The organism is Vibrio sp. SALL6 (genome assembly GCF_002002385.1).
Taxonomy (GTDB): Bacteria; Pseudomonadota; Gammaproteobacteria; order Enterobacterales; family Vibrionaceae; genus Vibrio; species Vibrio parahaemolyticus.
Window position 1 is genome coordinate 195,928 of the sequence record NZ_MQVK01000008.1, and the last position, 25,575, is coordinate 221,502.

The window sequence follows — 25,575 nt, forward strand, 5'->3', positions numbered from 1 at the left end:
GCGGTGTTTTTTATTCCGTTAGTTCAAGTCGCACGACGACTTCTTCGGTTATGTCTTCAAACTCGCTGTAGCCAACCAAAGCCGTCAGCTCCTTTTCTAGTTTACTGGCTTGATGAACGCCAAACTGAGTAAGGTCACTCAAGTCCTGTCGTAGCAGCGACGTCATAGGATCAAAAATGGGTGCGGTGGACATTCGAAATACATAGAAATCGCCCATCATGCGCGCTTTTTTGATGAACTGAATTCGCTCTTTCACGCTATTAAATTCTTGGTGCAGTTTGGATTCGATAGCAGTGATCTTATTGCCGATTTTCGCCGCACTAATGTAGATGTCTTGGTGTCTCGCTTGTGCTCCGTCGACACGCTTAATTGGTTCTGCAATCAGCGTGCTAGAGCGGCCTTTAAAAATTGGCTCTAAAGAGAATTTTTGGTCGTGACCCAAGCGTGCAAACAGCTCAATGTGTTTTGGCAACGGCAGGTTCACCCCAACCACCGGAGTTTTTAGTGCCGACGCTGTACTTTTGCTGATAAAGATAGGTGTGCTTAACGTCCTTGATAGCAAAACGCTGTGCAGTCTTTCCAGTAATGCATTGCTTGGTAACATCTCTTTTTGTGGGATCAGCTTATCTTGGTTGTGTCCAATGATGCTGTTGAAGAAAGCGATCACACGGATCGTTTTGCTGTTTTCATCAATAACCAATTGTACGCTGCAACCGTCAGGGCTGACTCGAATAACGCGATATGGAACGGCCATGAGAGGCAGCTTTTTATCGTAAAGTTGTAACTCACGAAAGTTAACTTGCACTTCTTGTCCCGAGCGTAACATCGTTGGCTCATCTAAACGAATCCCCAAGCCTCGCTTAGAAATATCAACGGTTGAACCTGCTGCTTTTAACTCACCCGAACTGAGTTCAAGCGGCGTTTTGAATCGATAGCGTGGTTCTTTACGGCGCGATTGAGCATCGAAATAGATACCTTTAGGGTTGCCAGTGATTTTTCGAGGATGACGAAAGGCATTTAACGTGTTGGCTGGCAAACGCGGCTTTTCTGTTAATAGGTAATCTTGCCCCGACTTTTCGTCAGCGATTTCTTGCAAAATGCCGATATGAGTCAGTGACTGAGAGGTTTCGGCTAACTCTGGAGAGAATAGTGCGAGATCTTCTTTCTCTTGCTCAGATAACTCAAAAATAGAAATTCGAAACGCACGCCAACTTTCTCGCTTAGCCCCTAAATGCCAAAACAGCTGGCGTTGTTCGCGAGTCGCTTCGGGTCTAAGCATCGAGTAGAAGTACGTTTTGTTTTCATGTTCATGAGTAAACGAGTACAAAACGTTACTGGTGCCTTTCACGCCTTGTTTGATCAAAGAAGCGACGCGTTGCTTGTTAAACAAGGAGCCAAAGACTTGTTGATTTCTCTCATCGTGCCAGTACTGCCACAACTTTTGGTTGTTTGGTGTCAGCATTGCTAGCTTGAGTTCGTTACCATCAAAAAACAGTGGTAAGTTGCTCGTGTGTTTGAGTGCAATGTGCTCATAACCGCGTGTGCGTGCACGAATGATTTTATCTTGGTTGTCATGACGTGCGCGTTTGGCGGCACTGTTTAATGCTTCGTCGATGACGCGCGCAACGACATTGGTTTCCGTTAGACGAATGGTTCGTAGATAGCGCACGGCATCATTTTCATAGCAATCGTCCACGGCCAATACTCGATACGACAGTGGCTTTTCGATGCCCGCGACTTGCGACTTGCCTGCAAACTCGGTAAACGAAACGTGAATGATTTCACCAAGGTTGTATTTAAATGCGCTCGGGACTTTAAATTTCGCTCCAGAGCTCGACAAATCGATGCTTAATCCATGAAGGATTTGCCCTTTGGCGCGGCGAATTTCTACCTGCGACTGAACCTTCAAGCGCTTTTCTTGGCGTTTTAAGTCGTAACCGAGGTGAACCGGCTCTGCGAGAAAGGGGCTTTTAGGATCGGTTAATGAATGAGACTTTTCCTGTGTGGCGAGCTTGCTCATCACACGAAAGTTATTGCGCGTGTTGACCAATGCTTCCCACATGCCTTCGGTGTAGGTGCCAAACTTTTTAATATTCTTGTGATAAGCATTAAAAGCGACATCGTCCAACCAATGCGAAATGCCATCTATAACATATTCACGACATTCGCCTTTGACGCGACCACGTAAATCAATGCTCTTCTTACATGGTGCCATAAGACGGTTCAGTTCCATCTTCACTAAGATTTTGGCCGACGGCGGCTCTTCCTCGGTCAATTGACCAAGGACAAAATCAAAGTCTTCAGAACCATAAACGGGAATGAGTCTTTCAGCGAGCGAGAGAATTTCAGATTGCTGCATTATTTCTGTTAGAGTATGTCGTTACTTTAATTTGTATCGACTAAGTAAAGTAAAACTTAAGTATATCAATAGTTCATTTCAGATTAGATCTGACTTGGCTGTGCTTGGTCACATTTGTAGAAAAAATCGAGGCATCATGGCGAAAGCAAAACGAGCGTATGTTTGTAATGATTGTGGCGCGGATTTTCCACGTTGGCAGGGACAATGTAATGCGTGTGGTGCATGGAATACGATCACAGAGGTGCGCATTGCTGCTTCGCCAACCGTTGCTCGCAATGAACGCTTAAGCGGTTATGCTGGTTCGGCGACAGAATCGAAAGTCCAAACCTTATCTGAAATCGATCTGCAAGAAGTGCCGAGATTCACTAGTGGTTTTAAAGAGCTCGATCGTGTGCTTGGTGGTGGTGTCGTACCTGGCGCGGCGATTCTGATAGGTGGTAACCCTGGCGCGGGTAAGTCGACGTTGCTTCTTCAAACTATGTGTACGTTATCAGGGCTGATGCCGACACTTTACGTTACGGGTGAGGAATCGCTTCAACAGGTTGCGATGCGCGCGTCTCGTCTTGGTCTGCCAAAAGAGCACCTGAAGATGCTATCAGAAACCAACGTCGATAAAATTTGCCAAATTGCAGAGAAAGAGCAGCCCAGAATTATGGTGATTGACTCGATTCAGGTTATGCACGTTTCTGATGTTCAATCGTCACCGGGCAGTGTTGCTCAGGTGCGAGAATCTGCGACGGCACTGACGCGATACGCAAAACAGAACAATGTTGCGGTATTTATTGTTGGTCACGTAACGAAAGATGGTACTCTTGCCGGCCCTAAAGTCCTTGAGCACATTATTGACTGTTCTGTCTTGCTTGATGGCGGAACAGATAGTCGTTTCCGTACACTGCGCAGCCACAAAAACCGTTTTGGTGCGGTAAATGAATTAGGCGTGTTTGCGATGACGGGGCAGGGACTGAAAGAAGTAAGTAACCCATCGGCGATTTTCCTTTCTCGTGGCGAAGAAGAGACGTCAGGATCTTCGGTCATGGTTGTGTGGGAAGGTACACGTCCTCTATTAGTAGAGATTCAAGCGCTGGTGGACTACTCGCAATTGGCAAACCCTCGTCGCGTAGCGGTTGGTTTGGAGCAGAATCGTCTCTCCTTATTATTAGCCGTACTGCATAAGCACGGTGGTCTGCAAATGGCCGATCAAGACGTGTTTGTGAATGTAGTCGGCGGCGTTAAGGTAACAGAAACCAGTGCGGATCTTGCTTTAGTGATGGCGTTACTATCAAGCTTTCGCGATCGTCCGTTGCCAAAAGATGTGGTGGTATTTGGCGAAGTTGGTTTAGCTGGCGAGATTCGTCCGGTACCTAGTGGCCAAGAGCGTTTGAACGAGGCATTTAAGCACGGCTTCAAAAAGGCAATTGTCCCGGCTGCTAATATGCCAAAAGGTGGCATTCCGGGGATGCAAATCCACGGCGTTAAGAAGTTGTCAGAGGCTATTGAGGCTTTTGACGAGCTGTAATGCTGAAAAAGAATGGTATTTGTGGGCTCACAAACTGTTCATTCCGTCCTGAATATAGAACGAATAAAGTACATAAATCGCTATGTTTGACTATCCTTTGAGGACGGAAAATTCACGTTAAAATTTTTTTTCTTCCATCTGCACGCAAGGGTATCAGTATTGACAGAATGTGATATACTCTGCGCGCACTTTATACCTTATTAACAGAGTAAGACAATGACTGATTTATCAAAATACAGAAACATTGGTATTTTTGCTCACGTAGACGCGGGTAAAACTACCTCTACAGAGCGTATCCTAAAGCTAACTGGTAAGATCCATAAGATCGGTGACACTCACGACGGTTCAACTACTACTGACTTCATGGAGCAGGAAGCTGAACGTGGTATCACTATCCAGTCTGCAGCAACAACTTGTTTCTGGAACGATCACCGTCTAAACATCATCGATACTCCTGGACACGTTGACTTCACTATCGAAGTTTACCGTTCTCTAAAAGTACTTGACGGTGGTATCGGTGTATTCTGTGGTTCTGGTGGTGTTGAGCCTCAGTCAGAAACTAACTGGCGTTACGCTGACGAATCACACGTATCTCGTCTGATCTTCGTTAACAAACTAGACCGTATGGGCGCAGACTTCTACAAAGTTGTAGACCAAGTACAAAACGTTCTAGGTGCAACTCCTCTAGTAATGACTCTACCTATCGGTATCGAAGAAGATTTCGTAGGTGTTGTAGACGTACTAAGCCAACAAGCTTACGTATGGGACGAGTCTGGCCAGCCAGAGAACTACGAAGTTCAAGAAATCCCAGCAGACATGGTAGACAAAGCAGCTGAATACCGTGAAATGCTAATCGAAACTGCTCTAGAGCAAGACGAAGATCTAATGATGGCTTACCTAGAAGAAGGCGAAGAGCCATCTGTAGAAGACATCAAACGTTGTATCCGTAAAGGTACACGTGACCTAGCATTCTTCCCAACTTACTGTGGTTCAGCGTACAAGAACAAAGGTATGCAACTTATTCTTGACGCGGTAGTAGATTACCTACCATCGCCAACAGAAGTTGATCCACAGCCTCTAACTGATCCTGACACAGGTGAAGCGACTGGTGAAGTTGCAACTGTATCTGCAGACGAGCCACTAAAAGCGCTTGCGTTCAAAATCATGGACGACCGTTTCGGTGCTCTAACCTTCATCCGTATCTACTCTGGTAAGATGAAGAAAGGCGACACAGTTCTTAACTCTGCAACTGGTAAAACAGAGCGTATCGGCCGTATGGTTGAGATGCACGCAGACGAGCGTAACGAGATCGATTCAGCACAAGCTGGTGACATCATCGCTGTAGTTGGTATGAAGAACGTTCAAACTGGTCACACTCTATGTGATCCTAAACACGAATGTACTCTAGAACCAATGATCTTCCCTGAACCAGTAATCTCTATCGCTGTTAAGCCTAAAGATAAAGGCGGTTCTGAGAAGATGGGTATCGCTATTGGTAAGATGGTTGCAGAAGATCCATCATTCCAAGTTGAGACTGACGAAGAGTCTGGCGAAACTATCCTAAAAGGTATGGGTGAACTTCACCTAGATATCAAAGTTGATATCCTAAAACGTACTTACGGCGTTGAGCTAGAAGTAGGTGCTCCTCAGGTTGCTTACCGTGAAACTATCACTCAAGCAATCGAAGACAGCTACACTCACAAGAAACAGTCTGGTGGTTCTGGTCAGTTCGCGAAAATCGACTACCGTATCAAACCAGGTGAAGTTGGTTCAGGCTTCACGTTCAAATCAACAGTTGTTGGTGGTAACGTACCTAAAGAATTCTGGCCTGCAGTTGAGAAAGGCTTCGCTGGCATGATGGAAACTGGTGTTCTAGCTGGCTTCCCTACTCTAGACGTAGAAGTTGAACTATACGACGGTGGTTTCCACGCAGTTGACTCTTCAGCTATCGCTTACGAAATCGCTGCTAAAGGCGCATTCCGTCAGTCTATGCCTAAAGCTGGCGCGCAACTTCTTGAGCCAATCATGAAAGTTGACGTGTTCACTCCAGAAGATCACGTTGGTGACGTAATCGGTGACCTTAACCGTCGTCGTGGTATGATCAAAGACCAACAAGCTGGTACTACTGGCGTACGTATCAAGGGTGATGTACCTCTATCAGAAATGTTTGGTTACATCGGTACTCTACGTACAATGACATCTGGTCGTGGTCAGTTCTCTATGGAGTTCTCACACTACTCACCATGTCCAAACAACGTTGCTGAGCAAGTAATTGCTGACGTTAAAGAGCGTAACGCTAAGAAGTAATTCTTAAGTTAACTCTATGATTTTAAAGCCCCGCCTCGTGCGGGGCTTTTTATATCTATGGCCGAAAGTTGTTTGAAGAGTCATCAACGTTCATCTTTTAAGTTTGCTTTACTTTGACGCTGAGATGCTGGCTAACATTCATCACCGAACTTGGTCGTTCTCTTGCTGTTTAGCAAAACTCCTTTTGAAGTAAGACGCGCTTATTTATCGAGCTCGATAATTTCAAAATCTTGTGTCACTGACTTTTCAAATGTGTCTATCTCTTCTTTTAACCACTGGGCAAATAGTTGTGCTTTTGGTCGCTTCAAGTAACCCTTGGGTGCACATAGGTAGTACGCAAATCTAGGTTTTATCGCGATGTCGCCAATACGAACCAGTTTACCCGTCCGAAAATATTGATACGCCAAGCTGTGTTTGACGAGCGCTACACCTTGTAGGGATAACGCAGCTTCCAACACTAAGTGCGAGCCACTGTATTTTAAAGCGGGCTTTGCCGCTGAGTGTCCAAGTCTTGCTAACCACATGTTCCAGTCGAGATCGGGCCAAACGTCTTCGATGAGCTCTGCTTTGCTTAAATCTTCGATGCTATAGATGCCATGTTCTTTCTGATACATCGGATGACATGCTGGGTAAAAGGCTTCGTCCATCAGCCATTGCGATTCTAAATTTGGGTATCTTCCTAATCCGTAGCGAACGCACAAATCTATCTGACTATCTTGAAAAGAGACAAGATCATTTGTTGGCTCTAGTAATAGGGCAATATCAGGATGACGTTGACGAAAGGCGGTGATTTTAGGCACCAACCAATGGTGGGCAAAGGAGGGCAGTGTGGATATTGAAAGGTGGTTCGGGTTTGGATCCTGGTTGACAAGACGTACGCCTTGTTGCAAATGGGCAAACCCTCTTTCTGCCTGAGTAAATAGCAGTTCCCCTTCTGGCGTCAGCACAATTTTTCTGTGTTGACGAACAAACAAGTCCGTCCCTAAAAACTCCTCAAGCTGACGAATTTGTTGGCTGATGGCTGCGGGGGTAACAAATAGATTCTTGGCTGCGGTTTTAAAACTGCCTTCCTTTGCTGCGATGAAAAAATAGTACAAGCCCTGTAATGGTGGCATTCGATCTTTCACATTAGTTTTCCTTAACTCAATGGCAGATTCTATCGTTTGAGGATATCAGCGTAGTCTCCGATTATTAACTGGTCAATATTGTAATAGGAAGCCGAAACATGGAAAACGTGACGCAAACTTGTGAACAAGTGATCCCAGTCAGTCGTCAGACTTGGTTACAGTTAATTTATTCTAAACTGGTTGTTTGGCGAAGGAACTATCGGACGCGCCGACACTTGAAGGACTTACCTGAACATTTGTGGGATGACATCGGATTAGAAGCGAATGAGATTCGTGATGAAGTCAGCAAACCATTTTGGAGAGAGTAGTTTGAAGCAAGAATAAAGAGCACTCCCCAATGGCTTTGAGGAGTGCTTTGCTTGGTTACAAGTCTTCTTCCCACAAGACTAATTCATCTTTCGGCCAGTTGTGGCCAAGCTCGTGGTATTTTTGTTCCAATACATGACGTTTGATTTTAAGTGTTGGTGTCAACACACCATTTTCAATACTCCATGGCTCTTTGATCATCAATACGCCTTTGATCTGCTCATGAGAGGCCAACTCTTGATTCATGCGCGCAATGACTTTTCTTGTCGTACGAGCATAACGCTCCTTGTCGAAATGAGGAAAATCATGCGGCACCACAAGAAGAATAGGACCAGGTAAGCCTAAGCCAATCAGGCACATCATTTCTACACGGCTGTACTCGAAGAGTTTTTTCTCAATCGGTACTGGAGAGACAAATTTACCCTTGGCGGTTTTGAACGTGTCTTTTTTGCGACCTTGAATGGTGAGGTAGCCATCTTTATCAATTGCGCCAATATCGCCGGTGTGCAGCCAACCGTCTGAATCAAAAGATTCTTGAGTTGCGATGTCATTCTTGTAGTAGCCAGAGAACAATCCTTTACCGCGCACCATGATTTCGCTGTCATCGGCAATTTTTAACTCAATGCCGGGGCCTGCGTTACCCACGGTACCAATTTTATCTGCCCTAAATGGATAGTTTATGGTGCTGTAAGCGAAGGATTCCGTCATCCCCCATGCTTCGGTGATGTTTAGGCCAACGCTGTGGTACCAATCTAATAGTGCGGGTGATACCGGAGCAGAACCACAACCCAAAACTCGCGCTTGATCTAACCCCAGCCCTTCGGCGAGCTTTTTCTTAATCAGCGAATTTACGAACGGTATTTTTAGTAAGAAATTCAATTTTTTCTGTGGAAGTTTGTCTTGAATGCGTTGCTGGAACAGAGTCCATAATCTCGGTACAGAAATGAACAAGGTTGGGCGGTGCATTTTCACGTCTTCGATAAAAGTATCGAGCGACTCAGGGAAAGCCGTTGGTACGCCACCCATGATGGATGAACCAAAAATATAAACGCGTTCAGTAATATGTGCCAATGGTAGGTAGGAAAAGAGTCGGTCGTTAGCTTGAATGCCGATGTGGTTGATCAGCTGTTGTACCGACCAACTAAACGCTCCGTAAGTCAGCATTGCGCCTTTTGGCAAACCTGATGTGCCGGACGTATACACCAATGACATCAACTTATCGTCGTAGTGTTGTGGACGCTCTTCACTTGGCACGGCATCCGCAATCAAAGCGTTGAACTGGTATTGGCATTGTGGTGCTGAATCATACGGCAGCGCGATGCTGATAAGCTCTGGCATGGCATCAATGACTTGCTGAGTTGCTGCTGGGTCATCAAGCTTCCCCCCGATCAGCGCCTTACTTTCACTGTGAGTTACACAGTATTCAATCGTGTCGGCCCCTGCGGTAGGGAAAATAGGTACGCTTACGTAATCCCCTAGCATCATGGCCAAATCGCAGATAAACCACTCTGCGCAGTTTTTCGATACCAGTGCGACTTTATCGCCAGGCTGAATACCCAGCCCACGTAGCGCGCTGACGAGCTTGAGAGCCTGATCGGCGACTTCTGCGTAAGTAAATTCGACAAACTGTCGGTTAATGATTTGTTTTAGGTAGACCTCATTCGGGCGCTCCGTTGCCCATTTAAGAATCATTTCATTTGGTGGTGGGAGAGCGCAACCAGCAGTGCTATTTATTTTCGGCTGATTCATGTTTGGTGACTCCATGTCTTCTCGTTGTATTTATAATTGTTAATGCATTGTTAACTTTAGCATGTTGAATTACGACACGGGAACGCATTTTGATGAATTCTGTGGGAAAGTTAGCGTTAGATCGGCAAAAAACGCTGTGATTTGAGCTTAAAACTGTTGGCGATAATTCGCCGGGGAAAGCCCCGTTTTCTTTTTAAAGATACGAGAAAAGTACGAGACATCGCGATAACCACATTGGTAAGCGATATACGCGATTTTCATGGATTCGTTCTCGATCAGCATTTTTTTGGCTAATGAAATGCGTTTCGCAGTCACATAGTCACGAAAACACATACCAACTTTGCGGTGAAACACCTTTGAGAAGTAAGTCGGAGAGTAATGGCACAGTGCTGCGGCTTCTTCTTCTCTTAGGTCTTTATGAACATTGTTGGCGATGTAATTGACGACATCTGAGAAATTGGACTTGCCATTGCGGGAAAAAATATTGTCCGCAGAAATTTGTGCGTCATCGACTTTGGCGTGTAAAAAGTATTTGAGCTTAGCTTGAGAAAGCCACACTGGTAGCGTATTTTCATTGAGCTCATAACACTCAGCGGTGATGTGACTTGGCGGTAAGCAACACTCGGTATTTTCTTTTGTGACAACAATCAGTTTCTTATCAAGGTTTTCACAAAGGGTAGCAATGCTTTTGGCATGGTCGGTTGGGTCATGGGTGATGTAGTAAAAGAAGTAGCAAAACTCTTTATCACTCAATACTGATATGTCGTTGCTGCAATCTAGCAAATCAAAATGCTGCTCAAACTCTGCCTTAAATTCTTCAGGCAGAGTGTGTAACGGCTCTCCAATCCAATAAGCTTTTGTCACTCTTTCCATATGACATCCTTTCAGCTTGAGTCGAAACAACGTTGTCCATGCGGTGTAAGTCGAGTCTCATTCCTTGAAATCAATAACTCACCCTTTCGTTTAAGCTTAGGTCTATTAATTCATACTGCAAGTGTGAGATATGTCGCATATAGTGTGGTTTTGTGTCTCATTTTTGATACATTTTAACGCTAAACACAAGGTGGGCAAAAAAGTACTAGTCGTTGGCAAAAAAGTCCTAACTCCCCATTTTTTCGGTGACTAAGGTTTAATCATGATTCAGGTGGATATGCACTTGCATCATTAACAAGCGAGAAAATGTTAAACAAGGGGATAAACTTATGGACAACTTTCGCAACCTAATCAAGGACTTCATGGAAGATGAAGAAGGTCTAACACTGCTTGAATACATCTTGGGCGCCGCTCTGATTGTAACTGCTTTCCTAACCTCTGGTTTCTGGACAACGTTAGCGGGCAAGTTCACATCAGTAGCATCTAAAATCAATGGCTCATAATGCTTAGCGAGTTGGTGATTTGGTCATTGCTAATTGCGATAGGTGTATCAGACGCCCAGAAGCACAGAATTCCTAATAAATCCGTTTTGTTGCTTCTGGTCGCTGTCACTGCAAACGTATTGTACAGCCCGAGCGTGAGTCTTTTGGATCATGCGTATGGTGGACTGGTTGCGTTTGCAGTGTGCTTTGTACTCTACCTCATTAAAGCAATGGCTGGAGGAGACGTTAAATTACTCGCCGTCATAGGGGCATGGTTGGGACTGAGTAATCTGTGGGAAGCGTCTATCGGAATTATTCTCGCAGGGGGTATTGTTGGCATCTTTTATTTGATGCTGCACATTGCTTCAACGAGCGTTGCTCTAACTCATCAGGTCAAGGGCTACTGCATTGAAAAAGTTACACCAGGCTTTAGGTCTAATAAGCCACTAGTGATTCCTTTCGCGCCTGTAATCGTAATCGGATTAGCTTATTTCTCCTACACGCACTAATACTTATAAATAGAAAAACATACGACATCAGTTGACTAGGCAACTTCAAGAGGGGAAGTATGATGGGCTCTGCGTATTGGGAAAAACTAGTGCCACAAATCAATCCACCAAAGGTGCCTTCCGCAGTGGAAGGTCTTGGGATCCCAGCTTCAGTCGTTGAAAACCTAGTTCTGAAACATCTGGCTGCTTATCCCAAATGTGATTTAGTTGAACTGACTCAACGTTTGTGTGTGGTTTCAAACATCGTTGAGCTTGCACTCGCGCAGTTGAGAAAACGCAGTTGGGTTGAGGTGTATCAGCCTGCGTCAGACAAACTAAGTCATTCGTATTCTAATGTTCGATATAGCCTTACCGAATTTGGTTTGGCTGAGGCGGATATTGCTTATCGAAAAGATCCCTACATTGGCCCAGTTCCTGTGTCGTTGGAAGATTATTGGACGGTTGTGGAAGGGCAAGATCTGCGTAAAAACCCGATCATGCGCGCTGATGTGGAGCGTGCGCTGTCCGATGTATTTGGCTCCGAGCATTTAATTCCAGTGCTTGGCCCGGCGATTAACTCAGGTCGAGCAATGCTGCTATACGGGCATGCTGGTACTGGTAAGAGTTACGTGGCTGCGCGTGTTTTGAATGCGATGAGTACGTCGGTTTTCATTCCTTACGCTATTTATGCTGATGGCAACATCATCAAAGTATTTTCCGAGCACCATCACCGTCGTTTAGACAACTCCCATTCTCAAGTATTCGTTAAGTTGGAAACGCATTACGACAAACGCTGGGTTCTGTGTGAAAGACCAAATATCCAAGTCGGTGGCGAACTTACGATGGATATGTTGGAAGTTAACCATAGCGAGCACAATAGAGTTTGGATTGCGCCGCTGCAAATGATGGCAAACAACGGCATTTTGGTTATTGACGATTTAGGACGTCAAGCCATGCCCGTTGATGCGTTGTTGAACCGCTGGATTGTGCCGATGGAGTATTTGTTCGACCATCTAGCACTGCCTAACGGCCAACAAGTTACCGTGCCATTTATGCTGACATTGGCTTTCTCATCCAACTTTGCACCGAGCAAAATTGCAGACCCTGCTTTTTTACGTCGTCTTGGTTACAAAATCGAGTTTAAACCACTGAGTTTGACTGACTATCAAGCCTTGTGGATGTCTCTCGCTAAAGACTATCTGATGACGTTAGTACCAGAGTTTTTCGAAACGTTAAGCCAACTACACCGTGACAATGATGTCGCTTACTTCCCTTGCTTACCAAAAGATTTATTGGGCATTAGCCGAGATATTTTGGTGTTCGAAGGGAAAGAGAAGATCGTCTCGTCAGACATATTAACTCGTGCCTGGGGACTGTACTTCACAGTGGATGAATAGGGAGATTTAAATTATGAGTCGGACTCAAGTCATCATGTTATTGCTGCTCTCCATTGTTTTCGGCCTTGCTGCCGTATTAATTGCCAAACAGTGGATGGACGGCAGAAACCAGCCAACAGTAGAGCTCGAAGAGGTGGAACGTCATCCTGTTGTAGTCGCTACGATGGAGCTGGAGCCAGGCACCATTTTGGATGAAAAGCATTTAACCACCAAGTTAATGGAAGTGGACTGGATAGACGACGAAACACTCAAAGTGCCTGAGCAAGCTTTGGGACGTATCGTTGCAAACACCATTTACGCGGGCGAGTTGGTCAATCCTAATCGTCTTGCTCAACCTGGAGAGGGCGCAACGCTTGCGGCCTTAATTCCTGAGAACAAGCGAGCAGTCACCATTCGTGTAAATGACGTTATCGGCGTAGCAGGTTTCCTACTGCCGGGTAACAAAGTGGATGTGTTGAGCACGGTGAGCTATGGCAAAGGCAAGCAAGCGACCACACTCACGGTGTTAAAAAATATCAATGTATTAGCAGTCGACCAAACAGCAAAAACTAACGACAACAAACCCGTGATCGTTCGTGCAGTCACCTTGGAAGTTACCCCGAAAGAAGCGGAAAAACTGCTTTCTGCTAACAGCAAGGGTGAGATCCAACTGGCTTTGCGTAACCCTCATGAAGTCGATAAACCTGTTGTTGCAAAAAAATATACCCCTCGACCTAGTGTGACCATCATTAAGGGATCTCAGGCATCCAGTGTCCGAGTCAGTAATTAGGTGAATTATGAAAACAATAATATTACTCGTTAGCCAGTTACTTTTTGTTAGCTTGTCTGTTCATGCGGCAACCGCGCAGTCTGGGAGAGTTGTTTCTGTTGCGCATCATCAATCTACACAATTGGTGATTTCAGGTAAGGCCAAAAAGGTGACGTTAGGGGATCCAGAAGTCTTGGATATCGTAGTTCTAAGATCGAATGAACTGTTCTTGATTGGTAAAAAACTAGGAACGACCAATGTGTCGGTTTGGGATAGTCGTGGCCGATTGATCGAACAGTTTAATGTCGAAGTCACTCACGATTTAAATACGCTTAAATCTAAGTTGTTCCAGTTCTTGCCGGACGAAAGCATCGAAGTGCATAGCGCTCAAGAGAAAGTCGTTCTCAGAGGTTTGGTCAGCAGTCAGCAAAACATGGATATCGCCGTCAAAATTGCCGAAACCTTTGCTTTAGGTGATGCCGCTGATGAAGAAGATGACAACGCGAAAGATGATGAAAGCTCAGTCATTAACTTGCTTTCTATTGGTGGCGCGCAGCAGGTGACGTTAGAAGTGACGGTCGCGGAAGTGCAGCGTTCATTAGTAAGACGTTTTGACTCGAACTTCCATTTCTTCCAAAAAAGCGGTGACTTCACTTGGGGTGCGACAACCGCGGGTGGCGGTATCGACAACATTGGCCCGATTTTAAATGTGCCAACAGTGGAAGATTTCGGGTTCTTGGGATCGTTCATTGATAGCAATACTTTGTTTACGTTTGCTCTGGATGTCGCGAAGCAAAACGGTGTGGCTAAAGTGTTGGCAGAGCCAAGTCTTACTGCACTAAGCGGTACTCAAGCGGAATTTGTTGCGGGTGGTGAATTCCCAATTCCTGTACCGAATGAAGATGGAATTACCATCGACTACAAAGAGTACGGTGTTCAACTGGACTTTGTACCTTTCATTCTCAGTGATAAGAGAATCAACCTGAAACTCAATGTCAACGTGAGTGAAATTTCTAACTCTGGTGTGCTGACGTTTAATCCGAACGAAGTCAACGCAACGTTCTTTATTCCGCCAATCACTAAGCGTAGCGCGGGAACCACAATCGAATTAGCGGACGGACAAACGATCGGTATCGCAGGCTTGTTGAGTGAAAACGCGCGTAATGTTGCGGATGGTATTCCGGGAGCCAGTGACCTTCCAGTACTTGGACGCTTGTTTAAGAGTGAAGAGTTTACATCTGGTGAAACCGAGCTGGTGATTTTGGTAACACCACGATTAGCGACGCCAATCGATAGACGCAGAGTGACTCTGCCGACCGATGGGTTCGTAGCTCCAAACGATGTGGAGTTCTATCTGTTGGGTAAAGGCGCGAAACTCGATTTCGACCGCTATCAACTCAATGACATCAGAGAAGAAGATACAAACAATAATTTTAATCAGTACGGTTCGTCAGAAGGTGGCTCTGAGGGCAAGTTTGGGCACAGTCTATAAATGGAGAGCAAGATGAAAAGCATAATGATCATGACCATTTGTTTCACATCATTCGGCTTGTTTGGCTGTGCGAATGACCCTGATCTTGGAATCTCGGTAAGCCAATTGCGCGCAGAACAAACGCTAAATCCGGAAGCATGGTATGAAAACCTAGGTTATCTACCAGAAGGAAGCGGTGAGCGCACGCAGGTCAGCTTAGAGGTATACAACAATAACGGGGTAGCCAAAGAAAAATAAGTGATTCGTTCACTTATAGGAGGGGCTATGCGAAGGAAAATGCAGACAGCAACAAGGCGAACCCAGAAAGGGATCACCTTGGTGCTCATCAGTATGGTTCTGCTGATTCTGTTAGGCGTCGCTGCGTTCGGTATTGATTTAAACCATCAAGTACTCAACAAAACACGCCTACAGAATGCAGTTGATACGGCGGCACTCGCCGGGGCTGTGGTTGCAGATAAAACGGAAGATGTTGATCAAGCTGAAGCTGCGGTTATCGCAACGCTAAGCAGCATCGCATCGGAATCAGGTAATACTGAACTATCGTTTACTGACGGCAACACATCCGTGACGTTTTCGCACGACATGCAGACATTTGTAAATGCGGCGAGCTTTACGCCACCGACAGGCGAGTACGATATTTATGTTCGCGTCGCGGTAACTGACATGGGGATTTCTCAGTATCTGAGTGCTGTATTTGGGATTGTTAAGAACGTTTCGGCCAGTGCCGTTGCGGGACGAAGCGCGGCGATTGCTTACACATGTAACTTAACGCCGATTGCGATGTGTGGCGATCCAAATGGTACGGTTGAAGATGCATGGGGGTATCGTCCACCGGGTTATGATCCGAATGTGGATATGGATCCGTCGCTTGTGCACGAGTTAAAAGTTGGCGATCAGAATAATACCGATATGGGGCCGGGTAACTTTCAATTGCTCGATTTTGGGCAAGCGACTGGCAATAGCGGTGCGGCTTTGGTTCGTGATGCATTGTCTGGTGCTTACAACGGTTGCGCAGCCGTTGGGAATACCGTGACAACCAAACCAGGTAATAGCGCTGGCCCCGTTGCGCAAGGGTTGAATGTAAGACTTAACGACTTCTCTGGCCCGATTAAAAACGACGGTACGGTTCTACCAGACAAGTATGTAAGAGAGCCTGATATTTTGGCTGAAACCGACGCTGAATATGCGGGTGACTTATATTACGCCAACTATCGTCAGGAGCTGAGTTCTTGTGAAAGTGGCGGTTCTTGTGATTACGACAGTTACACTGGTGATGGTGGTTCGAACGGACGCCGAATCTTACGTATCCCAATTGTTAATTGTACAGAATCGACAGGTAAGTCCGACTTCGATGTGTTGGGATTTGGTTGCTTCTTTTTGCTACAAAAAGTCAGTAATTCTGGTCAAGCATCTGTCTTTGGGCAGTTCCTTTACGATTGCTTGATCAATAACGGTTCAACAGGAACAGACCCAACCGATAAAGGTTTCTACCGGATCCAGCTATATAAAGATCCATTCAGCGGAGCCTCTTAATATGTTGTATTTGAAATTCAAAACTCAAATGAGAAGAGGTCGGCACCAAGAAGGGCTTGCGATTATTGAATTTATTCTCGCATTGCCAGTGTTGTTGATGCTTACGGTTCTGGTTATCGATGTCTGTCGTGCTTTTATTCAGTACACCGAAGTCAATAAAGCGCTGCAAAATGGCGCTCGCTATGCGGTGGTGGACACGTACGGCACGTTGGATTTTGAAGGTATTGCCGATGAAACCAAAATCAAAAACGTGGTGGTATACGGCTCACCAACCGCATCGACCACTCCAGTAATCGACTATATTGGCGTGGATGACATTGTGATTACTCAACCAACCGGCACAAATAAAGTGGTCACATTGTCAGCAACTTACAATTACGTGCCAATCTTTTCGACCTTACCTTTTTCGAGCACTTCTTTGCAATTTAGCATTGGAGCGACCACGTCTATGAGGACAGGTCCATGAAACGATTAATAGCGAAACAGAAAGGGGTAACTCAAATTGAGTTCTCGTTGATAGCGCTGGCGGTGATATTGGTGCTGTTTTTGATCATGGAGTTTGCGGTGTACTTTTTTTCCGTGCAAATGGTCAATGAGGTCACCAGAAGAGCTGCAAGGCTTGCGACCGTGTGTTACATCGCCGATAGGGATGACATTCCGAGCTTGCCGTCGGTGTCTAACCTTTACCCATCAGGGTTCACCGCCAGTAATTTGCAGATTGATTATCTTGATGAAGCAGGTGCAAGCGTCGATGTTTCTGGATTTTTATCCACACCACCTGCGTCAAGTGACGTATTAAACGCGCAATTTGCACAAATCAAATACGTTAGAGCAAGGGCGGTTAATTATACTTTTCAGTTTTTTGTTTTAGCTGCTTTAATTAATGCAGTAGGGAGTACTCCAGCTTTTGAAACCATATTGCCTGCCGAGAGTTTAGGAATACTAAGGCCTGAAGGTGCCAATGTTATTACGGATTGCTAATGGAGTAGCTTTATGTTGAAACCAGTAAAAATAAATGACGAAACATATAAAAGTTTAAAAACAAACTTGATTGTTTGGGTAGTCTATTCTACGTCCAATTTTAAACTTCATATAGCAGATGAATTATCTGGTTGCGTCAATGTCAATGTCGATTGGATAGAGCTGGATTTATTTAATATTGATTTGGTTAAGAGCAAATCAATACCTGATCTAATTTATATTGAAACCGGGGAAAACTGGGCGCAAAAAGTGGCTCATGTTTATTCCAGTGACAGTAGTTTACAGCACAGCCATACGGCATTAATTGTTTTCGGTGATGAAAGCGATACCGCTTCACTCAAAATGGCGTTGCGACTGGGTGCGACAGATTATTTCTCGCGTTCAGTTGAACTCGGCGAGCTATACCCATTGTTGAAATCGACGGCTGAGGAAAAAGTTTCCAATAAGCAAATGGGTGATTTGACCTTATTTATCAATACCAAAGGCGGTTCTGGGGCGACAACCTTAGCAACTAATACGGCTATTGAACTTTCAAGTTACGCCAAAAGTAAAGTATTGCTGATCGATCTCGATATGCAGTTCAGTGATGCTGCGGATTATTTAAACTGTAAGCCGAAATATAACATCAACGATGTAATTGATTCCGTAAACGATTTAGATGAATTGTCACTAGAAGGTCTCGTTTATCAACATCCTTCTGGGTTGAATTACCTCTGTTTTAATCAAAATGATCCAAGGAATAACCATAAGCATGCGGCTCAAGTGAGTAAGCTTTTGCCTATTCTTCGTCAGTTTTATTCGCATATTATTGTCGATTTGTCTCATGGCGTGGATCATGTTTATCAACAGATTGTTTCCCCTGCTACGCATATATTTTTGATCATGCAGCAGAATGTGACCTCAGTAAAACATGCGGTCAGTTATATACGTTCATTAGAATTAGACTATGGTTTAAGTAATCATCAGGTTGAACTCATAGTTAATCGTTTTGAAAAGAAATCAACAATATCCTTAAAAGATATTGAAAACGCAGTTGGTGGCCATGCGATACATTTAGTTCCAAATAATTTTGCTATTGCGATAGAGAGCGCCAATTTAGGTAACCCAATTGTTCAATCTAAGAAAAATAGTGCTTTAAAAGCTTCGTTAGCGGAAATATCGCACTTATTAGAAAGCCCAACACAAGAGCACCAAAGTTGGATTAAGAAATTCTTTTCTTAGTAAGGGGGAGTTATGTTTTTCAAACGGAAAGGCGTCGGGAGTTCATTCAATTCCGTAGATGAAGAAAAAGAATCGAAAGTCGTCAAGGTCGATCTTGCTGCGAAAGCAGAAGACGAAGATTACGTCAGTGAAAACAAACCATTAACGCCGGTTGAAGCGAAACTGAAAGCGATTGAAGAGCAGAAAAAACAGCTCGAGCAAGATCTGGCTATTAAGCACTACTACCATAAGAAATTGCTGGATACTTTAGACCTTGGCTTGTTATCACATCTGCAAGAAGATCGCGCGAAAGAAGAGTTAAGGGAAGCGGTGATTCAGTTGATCGCCGAAGACCAAACGCATCCTTTAAGTTCAGAAGCGCGCAACCGCGTGATCCACCAAATCGAAGACGAAGTGTTTGGTCTTGGGCCGCTTGAGCCACTGCTTGAAGATCCAACCATTTCAGATATTTTGGTCAATGGCCCTAAAAACATTTATGTCGAGCGCTTTGGTAAGCTAGAAAAAACGCCGCATACGTTTTTGGATGAGCGCCACCTTCGCAACATCATTGACCGCATTGTAAGCCAAGTAGGCCGACGTATTGATGAGGCGTCGCCTATGGTTGATGCGCGTCTAAAAGATGGCTCTCGTTTCAATGCCATCATCCCTCCACTTGCCATTGATGGGCCATCGGTATCCATTCGCCGTTTTGCGGTCGAACGTTTGAATATGGACAACTTATTAGGGCTTGGTTCGCTCTCACCAGAAATGGGCAAATTCTTGAATGCAGCCGTTGTCGGGGAACTTAACATTCTTATCTCGGGCGGTACAGGCTCAGGTAAAACAACCACGCTTAACATCCTGTCTGGTTTCATTCCGAGTGACCAACGTATCGTTACTATCGAAGATTCGGCCGAGTTGCAGTTACAACAACCACACATTATTCGTTTGGAAACACGTCCATCCAACATTGAAGGAAAGGGGGAAATCTCCCAGCGTGATCTGGTGAAAAACTCACTGCGTATGCGTCCTGACCGAATTGTGATTGGTGAGGTGCGTGGCTCGGAAGCGGTCGATATGTTGTCTGCGATGAACACCGGTCACGACGGTTCACTTGCGACCATTCACGCCAATACACCAAGGGATGCACTCAGCCGTATTGAAAACATGTTCTCTATGGCGGGTTGGAACGTTTCAACCAAAAACTTAAGGGCGCAGATCGCGTCAGCCATCAATATCGTGGTGCAAATGGAGCGTCAGGAAGACGGTAAGCGCCGCATGGTCAGTTTGCAGGAAATAAACGGCATGGAAGGGGAAGTCATCACCATGTCCGAGATCTTTACCTTCCAGAGAAGAGGGGTGGATCAAGATGGCAATGTGTTAGGGGAATACATAGCAACAGGCATCGTGCCAAGTTGCCATGATCAATTGATTAAACGAGGCTTAGACGTTCCATTTGAAATATTTAACGAAAAAGTCCGTTAGGAGGGTGTGCTATGGAAAGTCAATTCCCCCTATTTCTTCTTTTGCTGTTTTTGTCGGTGTTCTTTATTAGCCAAGCTTTGATCCTGCCTTCGGCGGGTAAAAAGGTGAAACACAAACAGCTCATTAAGAGAATTCACGAAAGCCACAAGCATATCGATCAAGAGAGTATCTCGCTGCTAAGAGAAAACTCTTTGAAGAATCTCTCGCCACTAGAGCGATGGTTAGTACGTTTTAGCTTGTTTGAAAGCTTTAAGAAAAAGCTCGAACTCGCGGGTATTTCGATGGGGTTTAGCCGCGTTATCTTCTTCACCTTTTTATCTGGGGTGGCGGTCGGTTTACTGCTCTATTTGTGGGGGCAAGTCTGGTACTTGTGTGCTGGGGTGGCGGTCGCTTGTTGGGTCTCTGCGTACTTTTATTTGCAAAAGAAAATTGCCGACCGTTTGATGAAATTTGAGGAGCAATTGCCAGAGGCCTTAGACATCATCAAGCGTGTATTGCAAGCCGGTCAGCCCATTACTCAAGCGTTTGGCGAAGTGGGCAGGGAAGTCAGCGCGCCACTTGGCCCTGAGTTCTTGAATACCTTCAACTTGCTCAATTATGGTTATGATCTGCGTTTAGCCATCATGCAAATGTCTGAGCGAACTCCAACGGTTTCCATGCTTGCGTTTTCCAGTGCCGTGCTATTGCAAAAAGAGACGGGCGGTAACCTGGTGGAGAACATTGAAAAGCTATCTCATATCTTGCGTGCTCGCTTCAAACTGGCTCGAAAAATCAAAACCATTTCAGCGGAATCTCGCATGTCAGCTTGGGTGCTGGTGTTAGCGCCCTTCGCCTTATACGTGATCATTTCTCTGGTTCGGCCCGAATACATCGAGCTGCTGCACACTCATCCAATGGGGATAAAAATGGTCATTGGTGGGATGGTCGCTCTGTTTATCGGGACGTTGTGGATTCGCAAAATCGTTAATATTGAGGTGTAGCCATGGAAAGTATTCAAGGATGGTTGAACGGTTTTGCCATTAATCAAGAAACCTTACTGATGGGTCTTATCTTGGTCACGACGGTACTCGTGGTGATGACGTTGGGCTCCATCATCGTCGGGGTCAATTCGCCTATCAAGCGCAAGCTGGCAGAGTTGTCAGGTGATAAGAAACCGCTTCCAACGCACAACAAAAAAATGGCCGATACGTTGGAGTCTCTTGCGCCTTTAACCTCGCCAACCAGTGAAAAAGAACGCCAAACCACACGCAACAAACTGATGCATGCGGGTTTCCACCAAAGTAACTCGTTGTCGATGTTCTACGCCATTAAGTCGATCACCACTATTTTGGGCATCATGATTGCCGTTTTGGTCTACTTGACGGTGCCAGAGTCGAAATACCTCTACACTTACATGGCCTTGTCCGCATTTATTGGTTTGTTGATCCCAGATTTTATGCTGCGCCGCATGGTGAATAAGCGCCAACAAGCGATTCGTGCTGGTGTGCCAGATATGCTTGATTTGCTGGTGGTCTGTACGGAATCAGGGCTTGGGTTTAATGCCGCGTTACGTCGTGTTGCCGACGAGATAGTCATTTCTCACCCTGAACTTGCGGATGAAGTAGATACGGTATGTAACAAGATTCAAGCAGGTAAACCGATGCCTGAATCATTACGAGAACTGGTAGTAAGAACCGGTTTAGAAGAGTTGATGGGGCTGGTGAGTATGCTTAGCCACGCATCTCGAATTGGGGGGAGCTTAGTCAACTCCTTACGTGAATACACAGAAGATTACAGGGATAAGCGTCAACAAGCAGCGGAAGAAATTGCTGCAAAAATCCCAGTCAAGATGATGTTTCCAATGGTGATATTTATTTGGCCATGCTTTTTCATTGTGGCTATCGGACCTGCGTTAATTTCATTGGCTGAGGCATTTTCTAATTAGATAAAAATAGGGATAGTTATGTTGTGGATTAAGAAATACGTCATCATCTCGTTGTTGGTGCTCACTGCATGTGCAACAAATGAACAAGCATCCGATTTTGATTCCAGCTTGTATTCTGGCAAACCCGTTGAGTCGCTCACCAATGATGAGCCGCCCAAAACTGAGGAAGAGGCTATCTCGCGCGGTGATATTGCGCTTACCAACAAAAATGTCGATTTGGCATTGTATGAATACATTCGTTCCCTTTCTTTCCCTAACGCGGTGCATAAAGACAAAACGCTATACACCGTCGGGCGTATTCACTTAGCTCGCGAGAACTACGAACTGGCGGATAAAGCCTTTCGTGCATCGCTTGCAGAAAATCCTGACAACATTGGTTCCTTACAAGAACTTGGCACGCTGTACACCAAGCGTGGAGAAAAAGACGTCGGTAAGAGTTATTACATTCGCGCACTTAATGCCGACCAAATCCGTATGAAAGGCAACCCGAACATTACCAACGACAACATCACGGCAGAGACTGTAGCCACTTATCGTTACGACGATAAATCGCCAGTGGCTGCGTATTCTGGTTTAGGCGTATTGTATGACGTCCGTGGCGATCACGGCGTAGCACAAGCGCTGATCAGAAAAGGGTTGGATATTGACCCGAGAAACGTTAACGCATTAGTCAGTTTGGGATACTCGTACTACATGGAAAAAGAGTACTCAAAAGCGGCGCACTTTACTCAAGCGGCTTTGAGCATCAAACCGAGTGATGAAAGGGCAATTAACAACTTAGGATTGATTGCGCTTGCGAAAGACCAACCAAGACAAGCGCTGAGCATTTTCAGCCGTCATATGACCGAGCCTGAAGCGTTAAATAACGTGGGGTACTTTTTGATTCTGCAAGGCAAGCCGGACGAAGCGATTCCTTACTTGCAGCAAGCGATTGATAAGAACCCGGCCTACTATGAGTTAGCCAACAAAAACCTAGAGCGCGCTCTTGCGATAGTTCGCGAGCGACAAGATACATCGAAAGTGTTCTTACAATAGGATAACGAAACCCGAGGCGATTTCTTCAATCACGGCCGTTATCTGACAGAGTAAATATTCAATGAAAAAGCCACTCCGCTACTAAGGCGAGAGTGGCTTTTTATTTTGGGTTTTGATGGTGAGCTCATAACGTTAGGTAACTTTTGGTTAAGTAACTTTTGTTTGGGGAGTATGGCTCGTTAGCGCCCATCCTACCGCTTTCCAAATCGCCAAGGTTGAAAGCACAGAAAAATAGCCATCAACCGCGTAATGCCATCCCAAATGAACCGAACCTATTTGAATGATGATCGCAAAAGCGCAGGCAAAGTATCCCAATGTTTTATTGAGACGGTAAGTGCATAGCGCCATTAACACCGCAATGGATACGTGCATACTTGGCATGGCAGAGATGCCAGAACCGATGCCATTTACCTGTGTTACATAGCCTTGCCAAAGGTAATCCTGAGTTTGTAAAGCCCATAATGGAAATGCACCAATGCTTTCCAAAAACGTACTTTGCTCGTTCAATCTCTGCATTAAAGGAGCAAAAAGATCATCACCGCTCAAAAGCTCCAAATAACACGGCCCTACTGATGAAAACGTGGTCGCAAATAGGCTGCCGTTGATCATCCAAGTCAGCAGAAACGTGAGTAAAAACTGTAAGCGTAACACTCGTGCCTTCTTGTACAGAACAAAGAAAAACAGTGTCACCCACATAAAAAAGAACCAAGCATTGTAGGCGGTATTGATTGCCAGAGATGCCCAAGGGCTTGAGAAAATAGCGTGAGTAATCACCCACGGGTCGTTGCCAAAATGTAGCCAGCGGTCGAGTTCAATCAAGCTCTGATCAACGCCGTAAGGGTGTAGCAAGGGGATGATGGATTTTAAGAAGGTGTAATTTGAAAAGACGATGTTGAGCGCCAACAACAAAATCAGAATTGAGCAGGTTCGACTGAGCGGGAAAACGATGGTCTTGAGCTTACGTAGAAACTGTTTGGTGGGGTGTTTTTCTCGGCGAACAAGCAGATACAAATAGTAGTAACTGCACCACACAAGCCCTGCGCTGTAACAAGCTAGATAAAGAGTTTCGAGGTAGGTAGTAAATGAGTATTGAACTGGGAGTTTTAAGTACACTGCTAAGGCATAAAGCAGGATGGTTGTGATAAGGCAATACAGGTAAACACTTTTGTCTGCAGCTATTTCCTCTCGCAATTGATTGAAGAAAGCGACGCTCTTTTTCTGCCAGCTCAGGTTGAGCTCGTAATTGTTGTCTTGTTCCATCGATGATCCGTCATCTCTATCCTTCCAATATCATTAAGCTTAGTTGAGAAAACGGGCACTCGTATTTGAGTACCCGTGGTTTATCTGGATTCAATAGTTGGCGTATCAGCAGGCTACATCATGCCCGTGACAAGGCCTGCCGCCACAAAAAACACGATCATCCACAGCACCGAAAGGTTGAGCTTTTTGTGTAGATAGAAACCCGCGATCACTAACGCCATGTCGATTGGGGCTACGACCGCGCTGCTAAATACTGGCTGGTAAAGTGCCGCGAGTAGCAACCCCACCACCGAGGCGTTTACACCGTTGATGGCGCCGGAGACCAGCGGTTTGCCTGCCAGTGCTTGCCAGTTTTTCAGTACGCCGAGTAATAGCAGAAAACCCGGCAGGAACACACCAAGCGTTGCGATCAGCGCACCTAAAATTGGCGTATCCGAAAGCTCATAACCAATAAAAGTCGCAAAGGTGAACATTGGCCCTGGTACAGCTTGTGCAGCGGCGTAGCCTGTTAAAAATGCATCTTGGTTGAGCTGGTCGCCAACAATGTTTTGCAGAAGCGGCAGCACCACATGACCACCACCAAACACTAAGCTACCAGCTTGGAAAAAATCACTAAACAGCCCAAGCAAAGGCAACATATGAGCCACTAACGGTAAGCCGAGTAAAAGCACCGCAAATAGAGCCAATGGCGCGATAGACGGTTTAAACGGCTCGGCTGATGGCGCGGAGTCTTTCTTCAGATATCGCGTACCGACAAAACCAGCTGCGATCAACACGAACATTTGCGTCATGATGCTTGGTGCCACCAGCAACGCAATCGCAGTCGCGACGCACAAACCCACGGTCAGTTTGTTTTGGCAGAAGTTTTTGTACATGCCCCAAGTCGCATCCGCCACGACGACGACTGCGAGCAGTTTTAGGCCGTGAACGATGTTTTGGAACACTGCGGTGTCGGTGATTTGGCTGCTCACCATTGCCAGCGCCAACATGATGATCACCGAAGGAAGCGTGAATCCGACAAATGCTGCGTATGCGCCACCTAAACCGCCACGTTTATAGCCTAAAGCAAAGCCAACTTGGCTTGAGCCCGGTCCCGGCAAAAACTGACTGAGCGCGACAATTTGCGCGTACTCGCTGTCATCAAGCCATTTCAGTTTCTCAACAAAGGTTTGGCGAAAATAACCAATATGAGCCGCCGGGCCGCCGAAGTTGAACCAACCCAGCCAGAAAAAAGTTTTGAAGATGGTGAACATGTCGAGCCTGTTTATCTAAAAAGCATTGTTGCTAATTTATCGGATGCTCTAAAATGACTC

At 45.4% G+C, this 25,575-nt stretch carries 23 protein-coding genes; 17 read left to right on the forward strand and 6 right to left on the reverse strand.

Going from position 1 to position 25,575, the window contains the following annotated elements:
• Nucleotides 1-10 precede the first annotated feature (10 nt).
• The gene (locus BIW15_RS05215) at nucleotides 11-2,359 is read right to left on the reverse strand and encodes a PilZ domain-containing protein (RefSeq protein ID WP_077280651.1); all 2,349 of its coding nucleotides are present in this window, start codon (nucleotides 2,357-2,359) and stop codon (nucleotides 11-13) included.
• Between the two features lie 136 nt (nucleotides 2,360-2,495).
• Here BIW15_RS05215 and radA point away from each other — a divergent pair, with 136 nt between their 5' ends.
• Nucleotides 2,496-3,875: a DNA repair protein RadA gene (gene radA, locus BIW15_RS05220; RefSeq protein ID WP_005456064.1), complete on the forward strand. Its 1,380-nt coding sequence runs from the start codon at nucleotides 2,496-2,498 to the stop codon at nucleotides 3,873-3,875.
• A 216-nt stretch (nucleotides 3,876-4,091) separates the two neighbouring features.
• The gene (gene fusA / locus BIW15_RS05225; RefSeq protein ID WP_005456593.1) at nucleotides 4,092-6,182 is read left to right on the forward strand and encodes an elongation factor G; all 2,091 of its coding nucleotides are present in this window, start codon (nucleotides 4,092-4,094) and stop codon (nucleotides 6,180-6,182) included.
• Between the two features lie 200 nt (nucleotides 6,183-6,382).
• On the opposite strand, the gene BIW15_RS05230 is transcribed toward fusA, so the two are convergent.
• The gene (locus tag BIW15_RS05230; protein WP_005494094.1) at nucleotides 6,383-7,309 is read right to left on the reverse strand and encodes a LysR substrate-binding domain-containing protein; all 927 of its coding nucleotides are present in this window, start codon (nucleotides 7,307-7,309) and stop codon (nucleotides 6,383-6,385) included.
• 98 nt (nucleotides 7,310-7,407) lie between these two features.
• Between BIW15_RS05230 and BIW15_RS05235 the strand changes: the two genes are divergently transcribed.
• Complete coding sequence (locus tag BIW15_RS05235) at nucleotides 7,408-7,617, forward strand: DUF1127 domain-containing protein (RefSeq protein ID WP_005456575.1); 210 nt, start codon at nucleotides 7,408-7,410, stop codon at nucleotides 7,615-7,617.
• 55 nt (nucleotides 7,618-7,672) lie between these two features.
• Here BIW15_RS05235 and BIW15_RS05240 read toward each other — a convergent pair whose 3' ends face one another.
• Entirely contained in the window at nucleotides 7,673-9,364 is a 1,692-nt protein-coding gene (locus BIW15_RS05240) for an AMP-binding protein (RefSeq protein ID WP_025508858.1), read from the reverse strand.
• A 147-nt stretch (nucleotides 9,365-9,511) separates the two neighbouring features.
• Nucleotides 9,512-10,237, reverse strand: coding sequence for an AraC family transcriptional regulator (locus tag BIW15_RS05245; protein WP_005456623.1), 726 nt, complete (start codon nucleotides 10,235-10,237; stop codon nucleotides 9,512-9,514).
• A gap of 329 nt (nucleotides 10,238-10,566) precedes the next feature.
• Between BIW15_RS05245 and BIW15_RS05250 the strand changes: the two genes are divergently transcribed.
• The 14 genes from BIW15_RS05250 to BIW15_RS05315 all read left to right on the forward strand — a co-directional run bounded on the left by BIW15_RS05250 (nucleotide 10,567) and on the right by BIW15_RS05315 (nucleotide 23,002).
• Nucleotides 10,567-10,740, forward strand: coding sequence for a Flp family type IVb pilin (locus BIW15_RS05250; protein ID WP_021822577.1), 174 nt, complete (start codon nucleotides 10,567-10,569; stop codon nucleotides 10,738-10,740).
• Nucleotides 10,740-11,228: a prepilin peptidase gene (locus tag BIW15_RS05255; protein ID WP_077280653.1), complete on the forward strand. Its 489-nt coding sequence runs from the start codon at nucleotides 10,740-10,742 to the stop codon at nucleotides 11,226-11,228. The genes BIW15_RS05250 and BIW15_RS05255 overlap by 1 nt, the downstream gene beginning before the upstream one ends.
• A gap of 62 nt (nucleotides 11,229-11,290) precedes the next feature.
• Complete coding sequence (locus BIW15_RS05260) at nucleotides 11,291-12,604, forward strand: AAA family ATPase (protein ID WP_179115235.1); 1,314 nt, start codon at nucleotides 11,291-11,293, stop codon at nucleotides 12,602-12,604.
• Between the two features lie 13 nt (nucleotides 12,605-12,617).
• Nucleotides 12,618-13,373, forward strand: coding sequence for a Flp pilus assembly protein CpaB (gene cpaB, locus BIW15_RS05265; protein WP_005456561.1), 756 nt, complete (start codon nucleotides 12,618-12,620; stop codon nucleotides 13,371-13,373).
• 7 nt (nucleotides 13,374-13,380) lie between these two features.
• Nucleotides 13,381-14,844 (forward strand): type II and III secretion system protein family protein, encoded by a 1,464-nt coding sequence (locus tag BIW15_RS05270; RefSeq protein WP_005456668.1) that lies wholly within the window; start codon nucleotides 13,381-13,383, stop codon nucleotides 14,842-14,844.
• Between the two features lie 12 nt (nucleotides 14,845-14,856).
• Nucleotides 14,857-15,081, forward strand: a complete 225-nt coding sequence (locus tag BIW15_RS05275) for a hypothetical protein (protein ID WP_005482341.1) — start codon at nucleotides 14,857-14,859, stop codon at nucleotides 15,079-15,081.
• Nucleotides 15,082-15,108: 27 nt separating this feature from the next.
• On the forward strand, nucleotides 15,109-16,377 hold the full coding sequence (locus BIW15_RS05280; protein ID WP_021451008.1) for a TadE/TadG family type IV pilus assembly protein: 1,269 nt from the start codon (nucleotides 15,109-15,111) through the stop codon (nucleotides 16,375-16,377).
• Nucleotides 16,378-16,405: 28 nt separating this feature from the next.
• Nucleotides 16,406-16,843 (forward strand): TadE/TadG family type IV pilus assembly protein, encoded by a 438-nt coding sequence (locus tag BIW15_RS05285; RefSeq protein WP_086027876.1) that lies wholly within the window; start codon nucleotides 16,406-16,408, stop codon nucleotides 16,841-16,843.
• Entirely contained in the window at nucleotides 16,840-17,358 is a 519-nt protein-coding gene (locus tag BIW15_RS05290; RefSeq protein ID WP_005494108.1) for a TadE/TadG family type IV pilus assembly protein, read from the forward strand. Before BIW15_RS05285 ends, BIW15_RS05290 begins: the two co-directional genes overlap by 4 nt.
• Nucleotides 17,359-17,370: 12 nt before the next feature.
• Complete coding sequence (locus BIW15_RS05295) at nucleotides 17,371-18,579, forward strand: AAA family ATPase (RefSeq protein WP_005494112.1); 1,209 nt, start codon at nucleotides 17,371-17,373, stop codon at nucleotides 18,577-18,579.
• Between the two features lie 12 nt (nucleotides 18,580-18,591).
• Nucleotides 18,592-20,043, forward strand: coding sequence for a CpaF family protein (locus tag BIW15_RS05300; RefSeq protein ID WP_025504336.1), 1,452 nt, complete (start codon nucleotides 18,592-18,594; stop codon nucleotides 20,041-20,043).
• An 11-nt stretch (nucleotides 20,044-20,054) separates the two neighbouring features.
• Nucleotides 20,055-21,023, forward strand: a complete 969-nt coding sequence (locus tag BIW15_RS05305; RefSeq protein WP_005456615.1) for a type II secretion system F family protein — start codon at nucleotides 20,055-20,057, stop codon at nucleotides 21,021-21,023.
• 2 nt (nucleotides 21,024-21,025) lie between these two features.
• Nucleotides 21,026-21,967, forward strand: coding sequence for a type II secretion system F family protein (locus BIW15_RS05310; RefSeq protein ID WP_005456630.1), 942 nt, complete (start codon nucleotides 21,026-21,028; stop codon nucleotides 21,965-21,967).
• 21 nt (nucleotides 21,968-21,988) lie between these two features.
• The gene (locus BIW15_RS05315; protein WP_024702424.1) at nucleotides 21,989-23,002 is read left to right on the forward strand and encodes a lipopolysaccharide assembly protein LapB; all 1,014 of its coding nucleotides are present in this window, start codon (nucleotides 21,989-21,991) and stop codon (nucleotides 23,000-23,002) included.
• 147 nt (nucleotides 23,003-23,149) lie between these two features.
• Here the strand turns inward: BIW15_RS05315 and BIW15_RS05320 are convergent, their stop codons facing one another.
• Complete coding sequence (locus BIW15_RS05320) at nucleotides 23,150-24,262, reverse strand: phosphatase PAP2 family protein (protein ID WP_077280655.1); 1,113 nt, start codon at nucleotides 24,260-24,262, stop codon at nucleotides 23,150-23,152.
• A gap of 113 nt (nucleotides 24,263-24,375) precedes the next feature.
• Nucleotides 24,376-25,515, reverse strand: a complete 1,140-nt coding sequence (gene chrA / locus BIW15_RS05325; protein ID WP_077280656.1) for a chromate efflux transporter — start codon at nucleotides 25,513-25,515, stop codon at nucleotides 24,376-24,378.
• Nucleotides 25,516-25,575: the final 60 nt, after the last annotated feature.